This window comes from Desulfosporosinus sp. BICA1-9, from assembly GCF_000802135.1.
This window is the reverse complement of the sequence record NZ_JUEE01000256.1, coordinates 17,621-39,559: the sequence shown is the minus strand read 5'-3', so window position 1 is coordinate 39,559 and position 21,939 is coordinate 17,621. Positions and strand designations below refer to the sequence as shown.

The 21,939-nt window shown below is 42.7% G+C and carries 19 protein-coding genes, 1 tRNA gene and 1 riboswitch; of the genes, 12 read left to right on the top strand and 8 right to left on the bottom strand.

Annotated features, from left to right (window positions below):
- The first annotated feature begins 156 nt into the window (after window positions 1–156).
- The 5 genes from JL57_RS31840 (at window position 157) to clpB (ending at window position 6,690) form a co-directional block, all read left to right on the top strand.
- Window positions 157–738 (top strand): flavodoxin family protein, encoded by a 582-nt coding sequence (locus JL57_RS31840; protein WP_034145885.1) that lies wholly within the window; start codon window positions 157–159, stop codon window positions 736–738.
- Window positions 739–821: 83 nt separating this feature from the next.
- A complete protein-coding gene (locus JL57_RS31835; RefSeq protein ID WP_034145884.1) occupies window positions 822–1,700 on the top strand; it encodes a DegV family protein in 879 nt (292 codons plus the stop codon).
- 144 nt (window positions 1,701–1,844) lie between these two features.
- The gene (locus JL57_RS31830) at window positions 1,845–2,774 is read left to right on the top strand and encodes a diacylglycerol kinase family protein (RefSeq protein WP_034145883.1); all 930 of its coding nucleotides are present in this window, start codon (window positions 1,845–1,847) and stop codon (window positions 2,772–2,774) included.
- 290 nt (window positions 2,775–3,064) lie between these two features.
- The gene (locus tag JL57_RS31825) at window positions 3,065–4,054 is read left to right on the top strand and encodes a DnaJ C-terminal domain-containing protein (RefSeq protein WP_034145882.1); all 990 of its coding nucleotides are present in this window, start codon (window positions 3,065–3,067) and stop codon (window positions 4,052–4,054) included.
- A gap of 41 nt (window positions 4,055–4,095) precedes the next feature.
- Window positions 4,096–6,690: an ATP-dependent chaperone ClpB gene (clpB, locus tag JL57_RS31820; RefSeq protein WP_034145881.1), complete on the top strand. Its 2,595-nt coding sequence runs from the start codon at window positions 4,096–4,098 to the stop codon at window positions 6,688–6,690.
- Window positions 6,691–6,912: 222 nt separating this feature from the next.
- Here the strand turns inward: clpB and JL57_RS31815 are convergent, their stop codons facing one another.
- A complete protein-coding gene (locus JL57_RS31815) occupies window positions 6,913–7,437 on the bottom strand; it encodes a DivIVA domain-containing protein (RefSeq protein WP_034145880.1) in 525 nt (174 codons plus the stop codon).
- A 207-nt stretch (window positions 7,438–7,644) separates the two neighbouring features.
- On the opposite strand from JL57_RS31815, the gene JL57_RS31810 reads away from it, so the two are divergent.
- Together JL57_RS31810 and JL57_RS31805 are read left to right on the top strand one after the other, a co-directional pair.
- A complete protein-coding gene (locus tag JL57_RS31810) occupies window positions 7,645–7,854 on the top strand; it encodes a hypothetical protein (RefSeq protein WP_034145879.1) in 210 nt (69 codons plus the stop codon).
- 16 nt (window positions 7,855–7,870) lie between these two features.
- Window positions 7,871–8,068, top strand: coding sequence for a spore coat protein (locus JL57_RS31805; RefSeq protein ID WP_034145878.1), 198 nt, complete (start codon window positions 7,871–7,873; stop codon window positions 8,066–8,068).
- Between the two features lie 99 nt (window positions 8,069–8,167).
- Here JL57_RS31805 and JL57_RS31800 read toward each other — a convergent pair whose 3' ends face one another.
- From JL57_RS31800 to JL57_RS31770, 7 genes are all read right to left on the bottom strand, one after another.
- On the bottom strand, window positions 8,168–8,788 hold the full coding sequence (locus JL57_RS31800) for a sigma-70 family RNA polymerase sigma factor (protein ID WP_291300827.1): 621 nt from the start codon (window positions 8,786–8,788) through the stop codon (window positions 8,168–8,170).
- A 138-nt stretch (window positions 8,789–8,926) separates the two neighbouring features.
- Window positions 8,927–9,388 carry a 6,7-dimethyl-8-ribityllumazine synthase gene (gene ribE, locus JL57_RS31795; protein ID WP_034145876.1) on the bottom strand — a complete coding sequence of 154 codons (462 nt, stop codon included), beginning with the start codon at window positions 9,386–9,388 and terminating at the stop codon, window positions 8,927–8,929.
- 53 nt (window positions 9,389–9,441) lie between these two features.
- The gene (locus tag JL57_RS31790) at window positions 9,442–10,644 is read right to left on the bottom strand and encodes a bifunctional 3,4-dihydroxy-2-butanone-4-phosphate synthase/GTP cyclohydrolase II (RefSeq protein ID WP_034145875.1); all 1,203 of its coding nucleotides are present in this window, start codon (window positions 10,642–10,644) and stop codon (window positions 9,442–9,444) included.
- A gap of 45 nt (window positions 10,645–10,689) precedes the next feature.
- Window positions 10,690–11,343, bottom strand: coding sequence for a riboflavin synthase (locus JL57_RS31785; RefSeq protein ID WP_034145874.1), 654 nt, complete (start codon window positions 11,341–11,343; stop codon window positions 10,690–10,692).
- 58 nt (window positions 11,344–11,401) lie between these two features.
- Window positions 11,402–12,514, bottom strand: coding sequence for a bifunctional diaminohydroxyphosphoribosylaminopyrimidine deaminase/5-amino-6-(5-phosphoribosylamino)uracil reductase RibD (gene ribD, locus JL57_RS31780; RefSeq protein ID WP_045691418.1), 1,113 nt, complete (start codon window positions 12,512–12,514; stop codon window positions 11,402–11,404).
- Between the two features lie 132 nt (window positions 12,515–12,646).
- Window positions 12,647–12,761: riboswitch (FMN riboswitch) on the bottom strand.
- A 53-nt stretch (window positions 12,762–12,814) separates the two neighbouring features.
- A complete protein-coding gene (locus JL57_RS31775; protein WP_034145873.1) occupies window positions 12,815–13,357 on the bottom strand; it encodes a GNAT family N-acetyltransferase in 543 nt (180 codons plus the stop codon).
- A gap of 240 nt (window positions 13,358–13,597) precedes the next feature.
- Window positions 13,598–13,674: transfer RNA gene (locus JL57_RS31770), tRNA-Pro, on the bottom strand.
- A 399-nt stretch (window positions 13,675–14,073) separates the two neighbouring features.
- Here JL57_RS31770 and JL57_RS31765 point away from each other — a divergent pair.
- From JL57_RS31765 to acsC, 5 genes are all read left to right on the top strand, one after another.
- The gene (locus tag JL57_RS31765; protein WP_034145872.1) at window positions 14,074–14,931 is read left to right on the top strand and encodes a DegV family protein; all 858 of its coding nucleotides are present in this window, start codon (window positions 14,074–14,076) and stop codon (window positions 14,929–14,931) included.
- Window positions 14,932–15,412: 481 nt separating this feature from the next.
- On the top strand, window positions 15,413–16,177 hold the full coding sequence (locus JL57_RS31760; protein WP_034145899.1) for a P-loop NTPase: 765 nt from the start codon (window positions 15,413–15,415) through the stop codon (window positions 16,175–16,177).
- A gap of 70 nt (window positions 16,178–16,247) precedes the next feature.
- Window positions 16,248–18,266, top strand: a complete 2,019-nt coding sequence (cooS, locus tag JL57_RS31755) for an anaerobic carbon-monoxide dehydrogenase catalytic subunit (RefSeq protein ID WP_034145871.1) — start codon at window positions 16,248–16,250, stop codon at window positions 18,264–18,266.
- 16 nt (window positions 18,267–18,282) lie between these two features.
- Window positions 18,283–20,463, top strand: coding sequence for an acetyl-CoA decarbonylase/synthase complex subunit alpha/beta (gene acsB, locus JL57_RS31750; protein WP_034145870.1), 2,181 nt, complete (start codon window positions 18,283–18,285; stop codon window positions 20,461–20,463).
- A gap of 94 nt (window positions 20,464–20,557) precedes the next feature.
- Window positions 20,558–21,883 carry an acetyl-CoA decarbonylase/synthase complex subunit gamma gene (gene acsC, locus JL57_RS31745; RefSeq protein ID WP_034145869.1) on the top strand — a complete coding sequence of 442 codons (1,326 nt, stop codon included), beginning with the start codon at window positions 20,558–20,560 and terminating at the stop codon, window positions 21,881–21,883.
- Window positions 21,884–21,939: the final 56 nt, after the last annotated feature.

The following is a 21,939-nucleotide window of genomic DNA, read 5'->3' as shown; positions in this document are numbered from 1 at the left end:
GATTCTAATCCTAAAGTGTAACCAAGTTAACTTAAACCTATTCTTTAAGACCCAAATCTAAAAGCGAGTTTCTTAAAAATTTAAGGAACTCGCTTTTATACTTGGAATTAGGATGGTCGTTGAAATTAGGGTTTATAAGAATGGAGTCGAAGAATTATGTCATTAGTTGTTTTAGGAATTGCTTGTAGCCCGCGGCGAAATGGTAACACCACTCGCTTGATTCTAGAGGGGATGGAGATTGCGCGAGCTGAGGGTCATACAACGGAAACCATTTATCTCTCGGATTTAAAAATAACTCCCTGTCAAGGGTGTGGAGCTTGTTCAACTAATGGCATCTGTGTACTTAAGGATGATATGCCTGAGCTCCAAGCAAAAATCATTCGTTCTGACCGCTTAATTCTCGCTGCTCCAATCTTTTTTATGGGAGTAAACGCCCAAACAAAAATCATGATTGATCGAATGCAAACATTTTGGGCACTTAAATATTTGCACCACAAAACGTTTCTTCTCCCCTCAGGTCTTAAGCGATCGGGGCTGTTTATTTCTGCGGCCGGAACACGTAAACAAGATGTGTTCTTTTGTGCCGAACGCTCAATTAAAACATTCTTTCATATGTTAGATATTCACTACACTAAACCTTGTTTATTTAGTGGAATCGATAAAGCCGGCGAGATCGAGGACTATCCAAGCTACTTAGAAGAAGTGCGCAAGACTACTCAGGGTTTCCTAATATCCTAATATTGCGATAATTAGCTAGTCCATTCTGGAGGAAATTATGCTATAATAAATGTATATTGTATGATGGAAAGGAAATGTGTCTCATGCAAAAAACTTCTGAACCGTTAATCCACCCTAAGATTGCTATTGTAACAGATAGTACCAGTGATTTAGATCCAGAAATGATCAAGGAGTTTGGGATCGAGATACTTCCTTTGCATGTTGTTTACAAAGATCGAGAATACCTCGACGGAGTTAATATCAGTCCAGATCAAGTTTATGACAATATGGAGGTAGAAGTTCCCACAACTTCATTACCTTCACCTGCTGAAATTTCGAACTTATTTAATCGCTTAAGGGATGAGAAATTCACCCATGTTCTTTCCATACATATCTCCAGCGGCTTGAGTGGTACCTATGATACTGTCTGTCAAGTAGCTCAAGACTATAAGGATATGGTCATTGAAGTATTTGATTCCAAAGCGCTATCCATGGGGCTTGGTTTTCCTGTGTTGGAAGCAGCTCACAAACTCCGCGACAATAATAATTTCCAAAGTATTGTAAATGTAGCTGAGGCTGTTTCAAAACAGACTAAACTCTATTTTGTCCTTTCAACCTTAGAATATCTTAAACGTGGCGGCAGAATTGGCTATGTTTCGGGCACCATCGGGGAGCTACTAAATATTAAGCCCATTATATCCGTGAATGCAGAAGGGAAATATATTACCTCTGCAAAGGTCCGTGGCAGGGATCAGTCCCTTAAGAAGTTATATGATATCTTGGTAGAAAGCACTCAAGAGGGAAGCTACAACGTAGCCATCGTTCATGGGGGGGCAGAGCAGGAAGGACGTAAATTATTAGAAAACGCTCGTCAACTTCCCAACATTAAGCAATTGTTATTTAATCAGATTAGTCCAGTTATGGGCGTTCATACGGGCCCGGGGCTGGTCGGAATCATAATTTCTCCTGTACTTGAACCTTAGTCGTAAGACTGAGGTTTTTCTTAACTCTCAAATAGTTTCGTGACCTAGCATCTATCTAAAGGGAATTTCACATTTACTGTCGAATTCTTTCGAGATTATCTTAACAAATGCATTAAGCGGGTCTGTCGATAAGGGAGAGTTTATATGTTAGAAAAAGAGCGCTGGTACGCCGTGGTTAATCCTAAATCAGCCAATGGGAGTACTTTCAAACAGTGGCCAGTGTATTTAAAACGACTAGAAGAAGAGGGATATTTAATCCAATATGAGTACACTTCAGGGCCAAGGGATGCAACTAAAATAACGCAAAGAATCTTGCAGGAGGGATATACTCATATTATAGCTGTCGGGGGAGACGGTACCATGAATGAAGTGGTTAATGGTTTTTTCACGGACGGCCAAATGATTAATCCTGATGCAGAGTTAGCCCTTTTTTCGCATGGCACCGGAGGGGACTTAATACGCACACTTATGATTCCGAAGGGAATTGAGGGTTTTTTGGCAATCTTAAGTCAGAGACGCAAGCGCAAGGTCGATGTTGGAGAAGTGTTTTTCCAAAAAGATCATGGGCAGCAAGAGAGCCGCTATTTTATTAACGTTGCGGATGTCGGATTAGGTGGAGAGACAGTTGCTCGTGTAAACCAACAAAGTAAATTGCTGGGTGGGAAACTTTCATTTCTAATCGGATCAGTGATAAGTATCCTGCGTTACCGGAATAAAGTCATGCGTTGTGAAATCGACGGTAAATTAATTTCCGAAGGACGACAAAACAGCATTATGGTTGCAAATGGTCGGTTTATTGGTGGGGGCATGATGATCGCACCCCAGGCAGAATTAGATGATGGGCTGTTCGATGTGGTCTGTTTAGGGGATTTTTCAACTCTAACGCTCCTTCGGCACTTGCCTAAGATATATCGTGGAGCACATCTAAAAATCCCTGGTGTGGAGGTGTATCGCGGACAATCTGTTGTCATAACATCGACTGAAAAAGCACTGCTAGATATTGACGGAGAGCAACCCGGATATGCACCTATTACTTTTACCCTTCATCCCAAAACCCTTTGCCTATGGGGTTAATCGACAGTATTAAATTTTACAATTAGAACAGGTATGGGGTAGTTATGCAGAGCCTTGCTCTGCTTGACTACCCCAGCTTAGATTGTTGTTGTACCTATCTAGAGATCAGGTTTATTTCTAAGGTCAATAAAGGTCAAAAAATCTCTGACCATTATTGACCTTAGAATGATTATCGATTATAATTTAACTATCAAGGAAAAAATACCATTGAAGAAATAGAAAATTCAAATCAAAAAGCATAACAATACCTGGAAGTGAGCCTGCGTATGCAGAGTAAATGAGGTGAAACTATGGATTTTAAGGATTATTATGTAGGTCTTGGAGTATCTCCTGATGCCGATGAAAAAACAATTAAGAAAGCCTATCAGAAATTAGCTAAAAAATACCACCCGGATGTTAATCCGGGAGATAAAGTGGCTGAAGAAAAGTTTAAAGAGGCTACAGAAGCTTATCAAGCGATTAGCGATCCAGAGAAACGACGTAAATATGATGAACTCCGGCAGGATTATCAACACTGGCAGAAACGTGGAGGACGAGGAGATTACAACTGGGATCGTTGGCAGACAAATCCCGGCAGAGGGGGTAGCGGGAGTCAGGGTCACACCATGTCCCCAGAAGATTTTGCAGAAATGTTCGGTGGCGCTGGAAGAACGGGTGGCTTCGGTGGTTTTGGAGGGGAAGGATACTCTGATTTCTTCTCTACCCTGTTTGGAGGGGGCGGTGGGCAAGGCCGTGGCTTTAGCGGCGGCTCTACAGTAGGCCGTGGTCGTGCTGGTCAGGACACTGAAGTTGACGTCCAAGTGAGCCTCGAAGAGACGTTTAATGGAACGACACGTCTCATCCGTACAGGGGAAAAACAAATCGAAGCCAAAATTCCAAAAGGGGTTCGCACTGGTTCGAAGGTGCGACTCACTGGTCAAGGCGGCCCTGGGATTGCAGGTGGACCAGGTGGGAATCTCTATTTAAATATTACTGTAAGTCCTCATGTTCACTTTGTCCGTGAAGGAGATGATTTAAGGGCCAAGCAGCCTCTTGATTTCTATCAGGCGATCTTTGGCGGAGAAGTTAGTGTCCGAACGTTTGATGGAGAAGTTCTTCTCAAGATCCCTCCACGCTCTCAGAGCGGCAAGAAATTCCGCTTGAAAGGAAAAGGAATGCCCAATATTGAGCGTCCTGATCAACGGGGAGATCTCTTTATCGAACTTTCCATTATTCTTCCAGATGACTTGAGTGAGCAGGAACTATCCACCCTTCAAGAGTTAGCAAATAAACGAGGATGAGTTTCAACCTAAACTACAAACCTAATAAGGAGTGAGCAACTATGTCTTTTGATACCAATCGACTTACCCAGAAATCCCAGGAAGCAATCACAGAAGCCCAATCAATGGCGGAACGCAATGCCAATAGCCTAGTAGAGCCAGAACATCTAATACTCGCCCTTTTAGAGCAGGTAGAGGGTGTTACATCTCAAGTTTTGACAAAACTAGACATCGCGACGGGTGTACTGATCTCAACAATCCGTCAAGAGATTAATCGATTTCCGCGCATAAGCGGTGGAAACGTGCAAATAAATATTTCCCCACGCTTGCGCACAGTCTTGGTGGCTGCTCATGATGAGATGGCGACCTTTGGAGATGAATATGTCAGTACAGAACATTTACTTTTGGCCATCTTGACAAAGGCTGGAGGACCTGTCGAAAAAATTCTTAAGCAAGCAGGACTGAATCGAGAGAAATTACTGCAAGCTTTGCGAGAAATCAGAGGTACTCAACGCGTTACCAGCCCTAATCCTGAAGGCACTTATGCAGCGCTGGAACAATATGGGCTTAACCTAGTGAAGCAAGCTCGTCGCGGTCGTCTAGACCCAGTCATAGGCCGTGATGAGGAGATACGTCGGGTTATCCAAACTCTTTCCCGTCGTACTAAAAATAACCCCGTCTTAATCGGGGAACCTGGGGTTGGGAAAACTGCCATTGTAGAAGGGCTAGCTCAACGGATTGTACGAGGAGATGTTCCGGAAACTATCAAGGATAAACAAGTTATTTCTCTGGATATGGGAACCCTAATCGCAGGTGCAAAATACCGAGGGGAGTTCGAAGAACGCTTAAAAGCTGTCCTAAAGGAAATTCAAGATCGTGATGATGTGATCTTGTTTATTGATGAATTGCACACCGTCGTTGGAGCAGGGGCTGCCGAAGGGGCTATGGATGCCAGCAACATGTTAAAACCAATGTTAGCGCGTGGAGAGCTTAGCATGCTTGGGGCAACGACTCTCGCTGAATACCGCAAACACATTGAAAAAGATGCAGCACTTGAACGTCGCTTTCAACCGATCCTGGTCGACGCTCCCAGTGTTGAAGATACCATCTCTATTCTGCGTGGTCTTAAGGAACGCTATGAAACCCACCATGGAGTGCGAATCACGGATGGAGCCATCATTGCTGCAGCTATGCTCTCGGATCGTTATATCAGTGACCGATTTCTCCCCGACAAGGCGATTGACCTGATCGATGAAGCTGGAGCACGAATGCGCATGGAAATTACGAGCGATCCCTTTGAATTAGATCAAATTAAACGCAGAATGATGCAATTGGAAATTGAACGCGAGGCTCTTAAGAAAGAAAAAGATGACGCAAGTAAAGATCGTTTAGCAAAGATTGAAGAAGAGTTAGCAAATCTCAAAGAAGAACGTACCGCACTAGAAGGGCAGTTACAAGGTGAACGGGAAGTTCTGGCTCAAATTCAACAACTTAAAGAAGAGATTGACCGCTCGCGTACTCTTATGGAGCAAGCGCAACAGCAATTGGACTACAATAAGGCTGCCGAACTCCAGTATGGTATCATTCCGACTCTAGAAAAAGAACTTCAAGTGGCAGAGCTAAACCTTCAAGCCAAGAAGAATTCACTCTTAAAGCAAGAAGTAGTGGAGCAAGATATTGCTGAAATAGTGGCAACCTGGACTCATGTTCCTGTTGCCAAGCTTATGGAGAGTGAGATGGAAAAACTCGTCCATATGGAAGAACGTCTTCATCAAAGAGTGATCGGTCAAGAGGAGGCTGTTCGTGTAGTTTCTGATGCTGTCCGCCGTGCACGGGCAGGGATACAAGATCCTAATCGTCCTTTAGGCTCATTCCTTTTCTTGGGACCAACGGGAGTTGGAAAAACAGAACTGGCCAGAGCTTTAGCCGAGTACCTCTTTGATGATGAACAAGCGATTGTGCGGATTGACATGTCAGAGTATATGGAAAAACATACAGTCGCGCGTCTCATCGGAGCCCCTCCCGGATATGTCGGATATGAAGAGGGTGGACAACTCACAGAGGCTGTTCGTCGTAAACCTTATAGTGTCATCCTCTTTGACGAAATTGAAAAAGCACATGGTGATGTGACCAATATTCTCTTGCAGCTCTTAGATGATGGCCGCTTAACGGATGGTCAAGGGCGCATAGTAAACTTTAAAAATACGGTGGTCATCTTAACGAGTAATATCATCTTATCTATTGAAGAACTGATCAGCCGCAATGCAGCTCAAAATGAAGTTCGCTCTGCCATTAACGAACAACTTCGAAGGCACTTTCGTCCAGAATTCCTTAACCGGCTTGATGAAGCGATTGTCTTTCATCCTTTAGGGCGTGAGCATATCGGCCGGATCGTAGATATTCAACTTGAGTTGCTGAGTAAACGTTTAAGTGAACGCAGACTCTCGCTGGAATTAACTCCGATGGCTAGTGAGCAACTGGCTAATGAAGGGTATGACCCAGTTTATGGAGCAAGGCCGCTCAAAAGGGTCATTCAACAGCGTCTGCAAAATCCTTTAGCTCTTAAACTCCTGCAGGGTGAAATTAAGGACGGGCAACAAATTCAAGTGGATGTTGATGGGGCAGGATATTCGTTTTCCCAGAAGATGAACCACTAAGTCATTTTTGAGATTCCACTGATCTATAGATTTTCAAAATAGTTATGTTTCCCTGTCCAATGAGGAGGAGTTTGGGGAGAAAAATCTCGAAGAGGCCGAAACAGTGCATCATGCATCTGCTTCGGCCTCGTTTCAACCTCCTATATCAGCTTGAAGTATCCTGCTTACTGTATTCATACGGGTCAGTGTCTTTTGTATAGCACTCGCAGTTAGGGTAACGATTTAGAGGTTATTATCTATCGCTTGCTCAGATGTGAACAATTCTTTGGCCATTTCTAAATAACGAATGGCCTGATCTACTTGGCTTTTAAGTTCATTTTTCCGTTCCCATAATCCTTCTATTTGCTCCTCAAGCTGGACAATTTCAGCCCGCTTTTCCAGGAGCATAGTTTCTACTTCAATTTCCTTGGACTTTGAAAGCTGTGTGGCTTCACTGATTAATGTTTCTCTTTCACTTTGAGCAGCTTGTAAAACCTCGTTAGCCTGTTTATTGGCATCATCTTTTATTTGATTTGCGACCCTCTGGGCGCTGAGAAGGGCATCCCGCAGGTCTTTTTCAATTTGTTCATAGGACTTAAGACGGTTGCCCCATTCCGAGTTTTGTTCCCGTAAGCTGTTTATTTGTAAGCGCAATTCTTTGTTGGCGGCATTGGCTTCCGATAATTGACGGTCTGTTTCTGCCCATGCTTGATCGACAGCCTCCGAATCATACCCACGGAAAACTCGTTTGAATTCTAGTGTGTCCATAGTTTCCATACCCTCCTTTTTATACTTCACAACTTGCATACTTATAAATAAGTAAGGATCATTTTGTTATTTTCTTTCCAGTTTAACTTATCGGGATCTGTCTGTCTAGAATAATAATAATTTATATTTTTAGTGAATAATTTGCGATCTTTTTACACATCCTGAAACTGTTATGTAAATTAATGTTATAAAGGGAGGGATTTTAGGATGCAATTAAATGAGCTGGAAATGAAGAAGATTCTTGACCAAGGCATGTTAACCCGAAGTATTATCGAAAACGAAACTGTCATGAAAAAGTGTCAAATGTACAATGAGATGGCAAAAGATGCTGCAGTTAAAGGGTTTTTTAAAGAACAGGTCAAAGGTTTAGAGGATGTCATCGGATATTTTAAAAAAGAAATGGTGGGACTTCAATAGAAAGGGGAGCTTTGAAATGAGTCAATTTACGGATTTGGATATGCTTTATGATTATGAAAAGGACGCTGCTGCTGCTGCAATGGGCTATATGACACTAGCTACGCGTGCTCATAATGGTAATTTAAGAGATATGTACTTACGCTTAGCTAACGAAGCTACCAATGCCCATAGTAAGGTGAGCAAATTGATTAATCAAAGCGGTGGTATAGCCTGAGGTGACTATAATATTAAAGAACCGGGAACGAATGTTCTCGGTTCTTTAATATTATTCATCATGTTTCCCGACCATGGTTAAAGTGAATTAGACTAAAGATTAACCTGCCACTTGACGAGAACGGTAAAGTGCAGTTTTGTGGCGAATGCGTTGGATTGCATTGTCCAAAGATTTTGGATTAAGCCCCAGACGTTGAGTCACCTCACGTTGTTTGAACCCTTGTATGAAATAATGCTTAAAGACTAGACGTTCAAGATCTGAGAAGTTCTTATTTAGGCCTTGAATCATTGTAATAGCTTCGTCATTTGCGATCACCATTGATGCAGGATCCTCAGCGTTCGGTAATAGTTCTAAGAAACTTGTTTCCTCTGTTTCAGATAAGACATTGTTAAGGGAGTATGCTTCGTTTAAGTTAAGGTGTTTCTGGCGAGTATACTTGCGAAGGCTATCAATGAGTTTGCGTTTTATAACCATTCGTAAAAAATGCAGGAAAGGAATTTCTGAAGTTTGATCATAAGATAAAACGGCTCTGTATATTGCAATTCGGCCTTCTTGCATTAGGTCATCATATTCCGCTCTTGGTAAAAAATATTTATACGCAATGATACGCACTTCAGGTTCATAGTGCTCGATGATTTCGTTTAATGCTTCTTTATTGCCTGAGCGTGCTGCTTCAAGCATGGCCGTTTCTTTATCTTGGGCTCCAATGTTCGAAGTCATAACACTCATCTCCTATCAAAAATTATACTTGATCACCTCTATGAGTCTAATGGAGATGATCTCTTTTGACAAGAGTATTTCAGTGGACAATCCTCCAAAACCTGTAAATAAAGTTACTTGAGCTTTAAATTCTTACGCTTAAAAGGATTTAAGTAAGTTTGCTGTTTCAATAGCTGTCATAGCAGCGTCAAACCCTTTATTTCCAGCTTTAGTTCCTGCACGTTCAATCGCCTGTTCGATACTATCCGTAGCTATAACTCCAAAAATCACAGGAACGCCGGTCTGTAGGCCTACCTGGGCAATACCTTTACTGACTTCATTGCTGACAAGATCAAAATGAGGGGTAGCTCCTCGAATAACAGCACCTAAGCAAATTATGACATCATAACGTTTAGAATTGGCCATTTTTTGAGCTACAAGTGGAATTTCGAAGGCGCCTGGTACCCAGGTGAGTTCAATATCATCGTCCAGACAACCATGTCTGCGCAGGGCGTCCATGGCACCTCCGACTAATTTACTGGTGATAAACTCGTTAAAACGTGCAGCAATAATTCCGACTCTAAGTCCTTGGGCTAATAAATTTCCTTCATATGTTTTCATAGGAACTTCCCTTCTCTACAATATTTTTGCCTTATGAACGATCCTCAAATCTACTATTGAACACTTGTTAAATAATGCCCCATTTTTTGTTTCTTAGTGCAAAGATATTTTGAATTTTCGGGTTTGCACACAGTTTCGAGAGGGACGCGTTGTACAACATTTAAGCCATACCCTTCGAGACCTACAATTTTACGTGGGTTATTGGTCATTAAACGTACTTTGGATATTCCTAGGTCTGCTAAAATTTGTGCTCCTACACCATAATCACGCAAGTCTTCCTGAAAGCCTAAAGCTAGGTTGGCTTCAACCGTGTCTTTGCCTTGTTCTTGAAGTTTATAGGCCTTCAGTTTATTCAATAATCCAATTCCTCGGCCTTCTTGGCGCATATAGAGTAACACACCGCGACCTTCGCGTTCAATATCTTCCAAAGCTCGACTGAGTTGATCTCCACAGTCACAACGCCTAGAATGAAAAACATCTCCAGTAAGGCATTCTGAGTGAACTCTGACGAGCACAGGAGCACCATCATCAACAGTTCCTTTAACGATTGCTAAATGTTCTTTCTGATCAATAATACTAAGATAACCTACAGCGTTAAAGTCTCCGAATTCTGTCGGAAGATGGATGCTTTCCACCCTTTCAATTAGTTTTTCTGATTGGCGACGATAACTAATCAGGTCTTTCAAGGTGATTAGTTTTAGATTATGCTTAGCCACAAAAAGAAACAAATCCGGTACTCTAGCCATGGTTCCGTCTTCATTCATAATCTCGCAGATCAGGCCTGCAGGCTGAAGTCCAGCAAGTCGCGCTAAATCCACGGAACCTTCAGTGTGCCCTGCACGTATTAAAACTCCACCTTCTCTAGCTTTAAGTGGAAAGATGTGTCCTGGACGATGTAATTTGCTAGGTTCACTTTCGGGATCTGCTAAAATTTTAACGGTTGCAGCGCGTTCGAAGGCGGATATCCCAGTGGTACTTGTGACAGCATCGACACTGACGGTAAAGGCTGTTTCGTGTGGATCTGTATTGTTAGTGACCATCGGTTCAAGTTGTAAAGCCCGAATACGATCCCCAGTCATCGGAACACAAATTAGCCCTCTTCCATAAGTCGCCATGAAGTTGATCGCTTCTGGGGTTGCCATTTCGGCAGCCATAACAAGATCCCCTTCATTCTCTCGATCCTCGTCGTCCACCATGACAATCATTTTACCTTGTCGAATATCTTCCAAGGCTTCCTCAACAGTATTAAATGGCATGTCCTTCACTCCTTTAATAATTTTCTTCGATTTGTAGAGGTTACCTCAAATAAAACCATGTTCAGCTAAAAAGCCTAAGGAAAGATCTTTTTTCATTTTATCTGAGTCCTTGCTCATTCCCATAAATCGTGCAACATATTTGCCGATCAGATCTGTTTCAAGGTTTACACTTGCTCCAATGGTCTTTAGTCCCAATGTGGTCTGATCAAAGGTATGAGGAATAAGAGAAACTGTAAAATAATCGGATTCCACATCTATGACGGTCAGAGAAATGCCGTCAATAGCTACGGATCCCTTAGGCAACAGAAAAGGCAATAGAGTAGGAGGGGCGTTGATTTCATAGACTAGGGCAATGCCTACTGGGGATATACGACGTATTGTGCCAACGCCATCAACATGCCCACTGACCAAATGCCCACCTAATCGAGTTTGAAGTTGTAACGCTCGTTCTAAATTAACTTGGCTGCCACCTTTAAGCTCAGCCAGATTAGTTTTTGCCAAGGTTTCAGCCATCACATCCACTGTAAATTCGCGGTCGCTCTGCCGAATTACCGTTAAGCAAACTCCGTTGACCGAGATGCTATCTCCTATCTGAGTTCCCATTAGTACCTTTTTGGCTTCAAGTGTAAGCTGCCCCGATTCTGGTAAGAGGCGCAGGCCGCGGACAGTACCCAGTTCTTCCACAATTCCGGTAAACAAGACTATCCCTCCTTGATGCAGCTTGGCTAAAGTGATTTATAATAAGCTAATAGTCACTTTAGCGGAGATATCCAGTAACATGTAGATCGCCCGTTTCCATATCAACTTGCACGTTATCCAGTGTCAAGGCCTCTGCCATACGCTGGATATGTAAACCTGATAGGGGAGAGGGACCATGCCCGCCAACTAGTTTTGGCGCAATGAAAAATTCGACTTTGTCAATACAGGACTCATTAATCAGTGATCCTGCCAATCTGCCGCCCCCTTCTAATAAGACACTAGTCCAACCGCGACGGACAAGATCCATTAATAGTTCTTTGAGGGGGACATATCTCGAAGTGTCATATTGCCAGACCTCAACCAGTTCATGAGCATGTTGCAAAGAATCGACCTTGTTCTTTGAAGCTGCAAGGGTTGTGGCAATGATGCAAGGGCTTTGTTGGGAAGCGGAAAGAATCTGAGCAGTTTCGGGTAAGCGTAATTGTCCGTCGACAATGACCCGCACAGGGTCTTTGCCCCCTGGAAGTCGACAGGTGAGTTGGGGGTTATCTTGAAGAACTGTTTCACTTCCCACCAAAATGACATCATAGTGATCACGGAGTTGGTGAACATAATGGCGGGACTTTTCCGAACTAACCCAGCGTGAGTCCCCTGTCTCTGTAGCAATTTTGCCATCTAGGGTCATGGCAGATTTATATAAGACAAAGGGTAAACCAGTCGTAATTGCTTTAATAAAGACTTCATTAACTAGGGTGGCTTCTTGGTCCAGGAGACCTACGTCTACCTGAATTCCAGCCTTACGTAAACGATCGATACCGCGACCTGCTACGATTGGATTTGGATCTCTCATGGCAACTACAACACGTTTGATCTCGGCTTTGATCAGGGCGTCAGCACAAGGAGGTGTTCTGCCAAAATGGGAACATGGTTCTAAGGTTACATAAGCCGTAGCGCCACAAGCCTGATCTCCTGCGGCTGTAAGAGCATGAACTTCAGCGTGAGGGGACCCAGCCTTATGGTGATATCCCTCTCCTACGATTAGGTCATCTTTGACAATCACACATCCTACCAGAGGATTCGGACTGGTTCTACCGACAGCTTTAACCGCTAGCTCAAGTGCTCTTTTCATAAATTTTTGGTCGTGTAAATTTGAAGGACTCGATTTAAGCATAGGATTCCTTTCTTAAAACTAGATTTAGTGTATCCAAAAAAAGAAGAAGTAAAAAATAAAAAACACCTGTTCTTTCTCCAGGTGTTGATCATAAAGTCACAGCTCAAAAAAGCGCTCAAACGCTTAAATGTGCTGTTCCTCTTCTCATCCAGACTTTACTGTCGGCCCCGGAATTGACACCGGGTCTGCCTTACGGCTCGCGGGCTTTACCGCCGGTAGGGAATTTCACCCAACCCCAGAGGAATAATACGGATTATTAAATTTCCTATAGTTTACTCCAGGTTGTTGATTTTCGCAACCCTATATTTTCCCATGCAAGGCAAGGAATTCTTCTCGTAATAAACCCATCAGAATTGCGTCATGGTAGTTTCCTAGTACGTAACGAGCCTCACGTTGACGGCCTTCAATTACAAAGCCAACTTTTTCATAAGCCTTAATGGCCCGGATGTTCTGATCCCAAGTATCCAGAGAAATTCGGTGAAAATTCCACTGGCTAAAGAGGTAGCGCGCAAAGGTGATTACGGCATCTGTGCCATAGGCTTTGCCCCAATAGTTTTTATCCCCAATAACAACAAAGAGCGCAACCGAACGAGCAGGGATATTGATTTCTTTAAAGCCAATGGTTCCAATCAGTCGTTCGTTTTCATCTAAAATTATATAGCGATGGGTATCGGGCGACTCGTCAAGAAACTTTACGGCGAGTTGATCTTTGCTTTGTAGGGTATTCAAGGGCCAAGCCCCACTAGACCATAAATTTACCTCTTGATCATTATACCATTGATAGATTTCGTCAAGATCATCTTCTTCTATCGGGCGAATGGAGGTTTTGAGACCTTTTAGCATCAAGCAGAACTCCTTAGTCATCGTTAGTATGTTTCATGAGACTTATTTTAGCATTGATTTTAGGCAAAAATCAAACTGGAAGAAGACCCTAGTGAGCGAAAATTAGGGTCAACAGCTTACTGAATCATACCAGCGGATTAATAGAACCTGTTAAATCCCGCTAGCAAGCTCTGAAATAAAAAAGGGTCTGAATTTATTCACGTTCCTAAAAGTGAATAAATTCAGACCTTTTGGCTAAACTGGTCGGGGCGACGGGATTCGAACCCACGGCCTCTTGGTCCCGAACCAAGCACGCTACCAAACTGCGCCACGCCCCGAATCATTAGAACGAACTTCATATTACCAAACCGAGGTAATCCTGTCAACCTAAATTGGTTATTTGTACGAACTAAAAAAACGGGAAATAGCTATTGATTTGATTTGAAAAGATTTGGTGACTAAACCAACATAAAATGAATGACAATTCATTGCCAAACTTAAAAATATATTGTAGAATAACTTATAATTAATTTTTCAAAATATTGAGTTATGTTGTAGGAAATACTATAATATTGTCAGAATATTTGTTATCCAATGAGTTTTTAACATTAATTAAATTATGAATTATACTTTATTTAGCTCTAGATTGCTACATGTTTTATTTTCATATATACTTTATACAAGCTATCTTATAAATAAAACCCTTAATAGGTGCTTATCTAGAGGGAGAGAAGAAAATGGGGAAAATTGGGATTGTTATGGATTCTACTGGATATCTTTCAAAAGAAATTCTTGAGCAATTTAAGATTCGCGTCGTACCCCTTAATGTTAATATTGGTGATGAAACGTTTTCTGAAACAGAACTAACCAATCCGATTTATTTTGAAAAGCTAAGTCATATCTCCGGTTTGTCGACAACCTCACAACCTTCCGTTGGCACATTCTTGGAAACCTATAATTCAATGTTTTCGGAAGGCATTGAGGATATTGTAAGTATTCATATTTCTGCGGCGATCAGTGGAACAATCCAGTCAGCTCTGATGGCCAAAGAACAAGCTTCCAGTCCGAATATTCACATCTTTGATTCAAGGTCTTCTGCTTTGGGTCTCGGTGTACTTGCTTGGGCAGCAGCAGAATGGGCAGAGCAAGGGTTAAGTAGTTCGGATATCATGGCGCAGCTTCAAACTCTTAATCAACAGACAGAACTATATTTTATAGTTAATACGCTGGAAAATTTACGTAAAGGAGGACGGATTGGTGGTGCAGCTTCACTAGTTGGAACTTTACTTCAAATAAAACCGATTCTTTACTTTAATCAAAACGCACAAATCGATGTTTTTGATAAAGTGCGGTCGCGTACTAAGGCATGGCAACGGGTACTTGACGAATTAAATCGTGCCTTAGCTACAGGAAAACGTTACCGTATTTGTGTTATGCACGTTAACATACCGGAAGAAGGAAAAATCCTACTCAACGAACTTAAGGTTCGATTTCCAGAACATGAAGTTCGTTTATTTGAAGCCGGAGCCGTCATTGCTACTCATGTCGGACCTGGAGCATTTGGCCTCACGTTTCACCCTTGGCCTGTTGTATAAAACTATCTCTTTTTACTGAAGTTGCTAGCCTCAGCGTTGAAACTTATTGATCGTTTAGTGAGCGCTATAGTTGCTCACACGCTCAAAGAGAAAACTGAAAATTTATAATACCCAGACAAAAATCAAAAAAGATTTCTCTTTAAGAGGAAAACTTAGCTTTCTAACGAATAATAATCTCATAGGAGGTTAAGCACATACGAATATTATGCGTTATTGCATTTTAAATTGACTCAGTAAGGTTTGTTGGTTTAATTAGAATATTAAGTATATTCTGAAAATTTTATTAATATCCATTTACACTTTGTGAATATTAACTCATTATCTTATAATTTTAAATTATTCTTGAAATACTGAAAAATTAGTCAATAAATTTTAAACTTTGGCAGGATTTTTAAAACAAAAAAAGAATAGGTTATATCAAGGGGAGATTAGATTGCAGGAGAAGTCTCATAAATATCAATCTAGAAGGAGTTGAGGCATGTTGAAAATAGCAATCTCTGGTAAAGGCGGGGTCGGTAAAACTACCTTTGCAGCCAATCTTGCCCATTGGCTCTCGCAAAAAGGGATCACTGTTTTAGCGGTGGATGCTGATCCCGATGCCAGCCTTGGGACGATCCTGGGTCTCTCTGAGGACGTTCTCTCAGATCTTAAACCGATTGTCGACATGAAAGAACTGATTGAAGCCAGAATGGGTGGTAGTGGAACTTATTACCCACTTAATCCTCAGGTTGACGATATACTCGATGATTACAGCATTTCAATGGGGTCGATTCGCTTTTTCCGGATGGGCAATATCAAAGGGGGAGGAACCTCCTGTTATTGTAAGGAAAACAGTTTTCTTCAAGCCTTGGTCAATTCATTGATTCTTGGCGAACAAGATACTGTGATTTTAGATATGGGGGCAGGTATTGAACAGCTTACTCGTGGTACTGCCTTAGGGGTTGATATCCTAGTCATTGTGACCGAACCATCTAAAGTTAGTGTCCAAACAGTAAAAGTTATTCAAAAACTGGCACTTGAGTTGGGAATTCCACGTGTGGTTGTGGTAGGGAATAAAGTACGCAATTCTAAAGATGAAAATTTTCTTAGAGACCTCTTTCCTTCAGAACAGCTAATTGGTATTATCCCTTACAGTGACGAGCTGTTGGAAATGTCCATTAATTCAGGCAGTGACGAGTTGCCTGGTGGGTCTCTGGGAGTTATTATTAATACCATTTATCAAAAAATCATCGATGAAGGGAGATGACAGAGGTTTTCGTAAGTAGAGATGTGAGTATTAGTATGAGACGAGATCTTAATAAAGAGGAGGGTGTAATATGCCTAGATATCGGGATTTAACCCATACTGCCCGACCATCCGACGCACCGCGAGTCGTTGACCCTAAGAATCCCATTCGTACTACCGACCCTGGCGCACTTCAAATGTTAAAATTGATTGAGGATAAAAAGATTGAGACGGTTTATGACCGTGTAGTTGCCCAACAACCACAATGTGCCTTTGGATATAAAGGAATATGTTGCCGAATTTGTATTGCTGGCCCTTGTCGAGTGAAAAAAGAGGATGGCCCTGGCAGTCGAGGGATTTGCGGAGCATCCGCTTACACGATTGTCTCCCGCAATCTTGTTCGATATATTGCTGGGGGTACGGCGTCCCACTCTGAGCATGCTCGCCATATTCTTCATACCGCACATGCTTTAGTTGAAGGACATGCCGATGACTATGAGATAAAATCCTCCGCAAAGCTTATGAAATTAGCTCAGGATTTAGGGGTTGCCACCCTAGACCGCGAAGAAAAAGAAATCCTGAGAGATGTTGTAGAGATCGGGTATTCCGATTTCGGCCGTTACCAAGATCGACCACTAGCCTTTTTGGATGCTTTTTTGACAGAGGGACGACGCAGAAAGTTTAAACACACCAACATTATGCCAAGAGCTATTGACGGTACTGTCACAGAACTTTTAGCACAAACGGCCATGGGCGTTGACAGTGATCCAGTAAATATCATTTTTGGTGGTCTTAAAGCTGCTCTCGCCGACTTAGGTGGAGAATATATCGGTACAACTCTGAGTGATGTTTTGTTTGGCATCCCTGAACCTATCGTCTCTGAAGCCAATCTGGGAGTCATTAACCCGAAAATGGTTAATATTGCTGTTCACGGACACAATCCAGTCTTGAGTGAAATGGTCGTTGCTGCTGCCCGGAAAATGAAAGCGGAAGCCGAGAAAGTTGGAGCTGAGGGAATCAATATCGTTGGAATCTGCTGTACAGGTAATGAGCTGTTGATGCGTGAAGGTGTCTATCTGGCAACTTCTTCAGCGTCTCAAGAAATGGCAATCATGACCGGTGCTTTGGATGCGATGGTGGTTGATATTCAGTGTATTTATCCCTCCGTGCAAACCGTGGCTGAATGTTTCCATACTAAAGTTGTAACAACCGAAGCTATTATGAAAATCCCCAACGCTCAACACATTGCTTTCAATACAGAAACCGCTATGGATGATGCTAAGAAGCTTATTGCCATAGCTATTGAAGCTTATAAACATCGGGATCCTAAGAAGATTTCTATTCCTACTGAACGTCATAAGCTTGTTGCTGGCTTCAGCTTGGAAGCATTGAAGGAGATCTTCTCTAAAATTAACCCTGATCGACCCATCTCAGTTCTTACGGATGCTATTCAGAGTGGTCAGATTAAAGGGGTTGCTCTCATGGCTGGTTGTAACAATCTCAAACGCTTACAGGACGAGTCCCATATCACAGTTTTAAAAGAACTCGTCAAAAATGACGTTTTTGTAATTGCCACGGGCTGTTCCTCTGGCGCCTTTGCAAAATTTGGACTCATGTCTCCGCTGGCAGTGGATACCTATGCTGGCGAAGGTCTTAAATCATTCATTCAAACCTTAGAAGCTGCAAATCCTGAATTATCAACTGGTTTACCGTTAGTCTTCCATGTTGGCTCCTGTGTCGATAACAGCCGCGGGATCGATTTAGCCATGGCTATGGCTAATGAACTCGGTGTCGATGTGCCAAAAGTTCCTTTTGTGGCATCTGCTCCAGAAGCTATGCATGAAAAAGCAGTCGCTATCGGAAGTTGGGCAGTCACAATGGGACTACCAGTCCATGTTGGATCCATGCCTCCCGTTGAAGGCAGCGACCTTGTCTATGGTATTACGACTCAAATCGCCCATGACGTCTTTGGCGGAAACTTTATTTTTGAAGTTGATCCAGTGCTTGGCGCTCAAAAGCTTATCAATGCTCTAGAATATAGGACTTGGAAGCTAAATGTTCATCAAAAGACTGCGGAAAAAAATAATACGGCAATAGCCCAAGGTTGGTAAGAAAGGAGGAATGTTTATGTCTATGGAGGAAATTTACGCAGACGCAATTAAGGACCCCAACAATCAACCCAAAAAACTCTTACGTAGAGTTTACGATGGCACCATAATTGCTATGACTTATGCAGAAATCCTATTAAATCGGGCGCTTAAAGACTTTGGAAGCGAGCAAATTGTTGGTTATCCGGATACCGCTTATCATCTACCCGTTATCACCTGTCTTTCCGGTGAAAAGGTTACTAAACTGGGTGAGTTAGTTCCAATTTTAAATCGCATGCGTAGTCAAATTCGTACAGATCTTACCTTTGATAACGCCAGGCTTTGGGGTGAATCCGTCCTTTATGCCGCGGAAGTCATTGAGACCCTTAATTATCTACGTGGGGAAGAACCCAAAGTTAAACCTTGGACTGGATTCTTAGGTGACCCAATTGTACGGAAACACGGGATTAAAATGGTTGACTGGACAATTCCTGGTGTTGCTGTTATTCTAGGTCGTGCCAAAGACTCTCAAGCTGCGAAGAAAATTGTCGATAATCTGATGGGTAAAGGCTTTATGATCTTCCTCTGTGATGAGATTATTGAACAATTGCTGGAAGAAAACGTCAAGATTGGGGAAGACTATATAGCGTTCCCACTTGGAAACTTTACTCAAATTATTCATGCTGTGAACTATGCGTTCCGTGCAGGACTCGCCTTCGGTGGAATTCCAGCTGGAGAACGAGAAAATCATCGTGATTATCAGCGTCGTCGGATTCGGGCTTTCGTTTTAAATTTTGGTGAGTTAGATGATGTTAAACTGGCTGCTTCAATGGGCGCAATTTTCATGGGCTTCCCAGTCTTTACGGATCAGGTACTCAGTGATGATATGCAAATCCCTGATTGGTACATTTCTGAGCCTGATTATGAGAAGATCGTTCCCTTGGCAATGGAAGTGCGTGGAATCAAACTAACCAACATCGAAATTCCTATTCCGGTAAACTTCGGTCCTGCTTTTGAGGGAGAAACCATCCGCAAAGCAGAAACCTATGTTGAATTCGGTGGCGGACGTTCTACAGCCTTTGAACTCGTTCAGACAGTTGGACCTGATGAAATTGTTGACGGTCAGGTCACAGTTATTGGGCCCGAACTCGATTCTATTCCTGAAGGGACCAAACTGCCTTTGGGAATTAAGATTGACATTTACGGACGTAAGATGCAAGCAGATTTTGAAGGAGTTTTGGAGCGTCGAATTCATTACTTTGCCAACTATGGGGAAGGTATTTGGCACGTTGCTCAGCGTGATTTGTGCTGGGTGCGGATTTCCAAAGATGCCAGAGCAAAAGGCTTCTTAATTAAACATCTAGGAGAGCTTCTGTTAGCAAAGTTAAAGCAGGAATTCCCGGCCATCGTCGACCGAGTTCAAGTCACTCTTATTACAGACCAAATAGCCGTTGAGGAAGGTCTTGTGAAAGCACGCGAACGATATCGTGCTCGTGACGATCGGATGAGGAGCTTAACAGATGAGTCTGTCGAAGATTTCTATTCCTGTTTACTTTGTCAGTCCTTTGCCCCAAACCATGTTTGTATTGTTACCCCTGAACGGGTCGGCTTGTGCGGTGCAGTGAGCTGGTTAGATGCCAAGGCCTCTTATGAAATCTCACCAAACGGACCAAACCAACCTATTCCTAAAGGGCCAGCCATCGATGAGTTAAAAGGTATGTGGCAAAGTACCAACGACTATTTATTTAAGGCTTCGAACAACACCTTGGAAGAGGTCAATCTCTATACCCTCATGGATAAGCCGATGACCTCTTGCGGTTGCTTTGAGGCTATCATGGCCATCGTTCCTGAAGCAAATGGACTCATGCTGACGACTCGTGAGCATTCAGGAATGACCCCTTGCGGTATGACATTCTCCTCTCTGGCAGGAACCTGCGGTGGTGGAATGCAAACTCCAGGATTCATGGGAATTGGCAGAACTTATCTGCTCAGTAAAAAATTCATTCCTGCTGATGGTGGACTGGCGCGTATTGTCTGGATGCCAAAAGAACTCAAAGAATTCTTGCGTGAGGACTTTATTCAACGCTCCATCGATGAAGGTTTAGGAGCAGACTTCATCGACAAGATTGCAGACGAGTCTGTCGGCACCACTGTCGAGGAAATCGTACCCTTCCTTGAGGAAAATGGACATCCTTGCTTTGCCCTTGAATCACTAATGTAATTGACCCACTAGACGACAAGGCCCTAACGGTATATCTCCAAGGGCCTTGCCAGTCTGTATTATTCGCCTATATCGATTAGAAAGGGGATTTAAAATGGCTCTTACAGGTTTAGAAATCTATAAACAACTACCCAAGAAAAACTGCGGAGAATGTGGCGTACCAACTTGCCTAGCCTTTGCTATGGCATTAGCTTCAGGAAAAGCAGCTTTAGACGCTTGCCCATATGTAACTGATGCTGCCCGAGAGAATTTGGATTCGGCTGCTGCCCCTCCAATCAAAGCCATAAAATTTGGTAAAGAGTCTGTGCTTGGAGATGAAACAGTCCTTTTCCGTCATGATAAGACGTTTTATCACCCAACCACGTTGCTGATTCAGGTCTCTGATACCCTAAATGATGAGGAATTGAATGCTAAAATCGCAGAGATCAAGGGCCTAGAATTCGAGCGTGTTGGTCTCCAATACACCATAGATGGAGTGGCTGTAATACACGAATCGGGAGACGCTGCGCGTTTTGCTAAGGTAGCTGCTGCTGTAGCTGAAGCAACAGATATATCATTGCTCTTGTTAAGCAGTGATGCTGGAGCTTTAAAAGTTGCCCTTGAGCCGTTGGCATCCCGTAAGCCCCTAATTGGAGTAGCAACTGCTGAGAATTATGAAGCTATGGTCAACTTGGCTAAAGATAACTCCGTTCCTGTTATTCTTAAGGCAGATGGCTTGGATGCTCTCGAAGAACTCGTCGTTAAAGCGACAGCCTTGGGCTATAAAGAGTTCGTCTTGGATCCTGGTGCAAGGACTCCTGTTCAGACGTTAGCAAATCTTACCCATATACGACGTTTGGCTATTAAGAAAAAATTCCGGCCCTTCGGCTATCCAGTCATTGCTTTCACAAGCAATACAGAGCCAATGGAAGAAGTCATGGAGGCTACTGTTTATGTGGCTAAATATGCCAGTGCAGTTGTCTTGAAAACCAGCAAGAAAGCTCACGTTTTACCACTTATGACCTTAAGACAGAACATATATACTGATCCACAGAAACCGATTCAAGTTGAGCCTAAATTGCATTCTGTAGGGAATGTCAATGAGAACTCACCATTTTACATTACGACAAACTTCTCCTTAACCTACTATAGTGTCGAAGGTGAAGTAGAAACCTCCAAGATTCCAAGCTACATTCTACCGATCGATACTGACGGAACCTCTGTTCTCACAGCTTATGCTGCTGGTAAATTTGAGCCAGAGAAAATCGTCGAAGCGATGGTGGCCTGCGGTATTGCCGACAAGGTAAAACACCGTAACGTTATCATTCCAGGCTATGTCGCTGTTATTTCAGGAAAGCTTTCTGAACTATCTGGCTGGAAAGCAGTTGTAGGACCACGGGAGTCTAGCGGAATTGTTTCTTTCTCGAAATCCTTAACTTAAGTTTTGGTGCTAGATACCATGATGCAATGCTGAGATCTGATTGATGTTTTCTATAC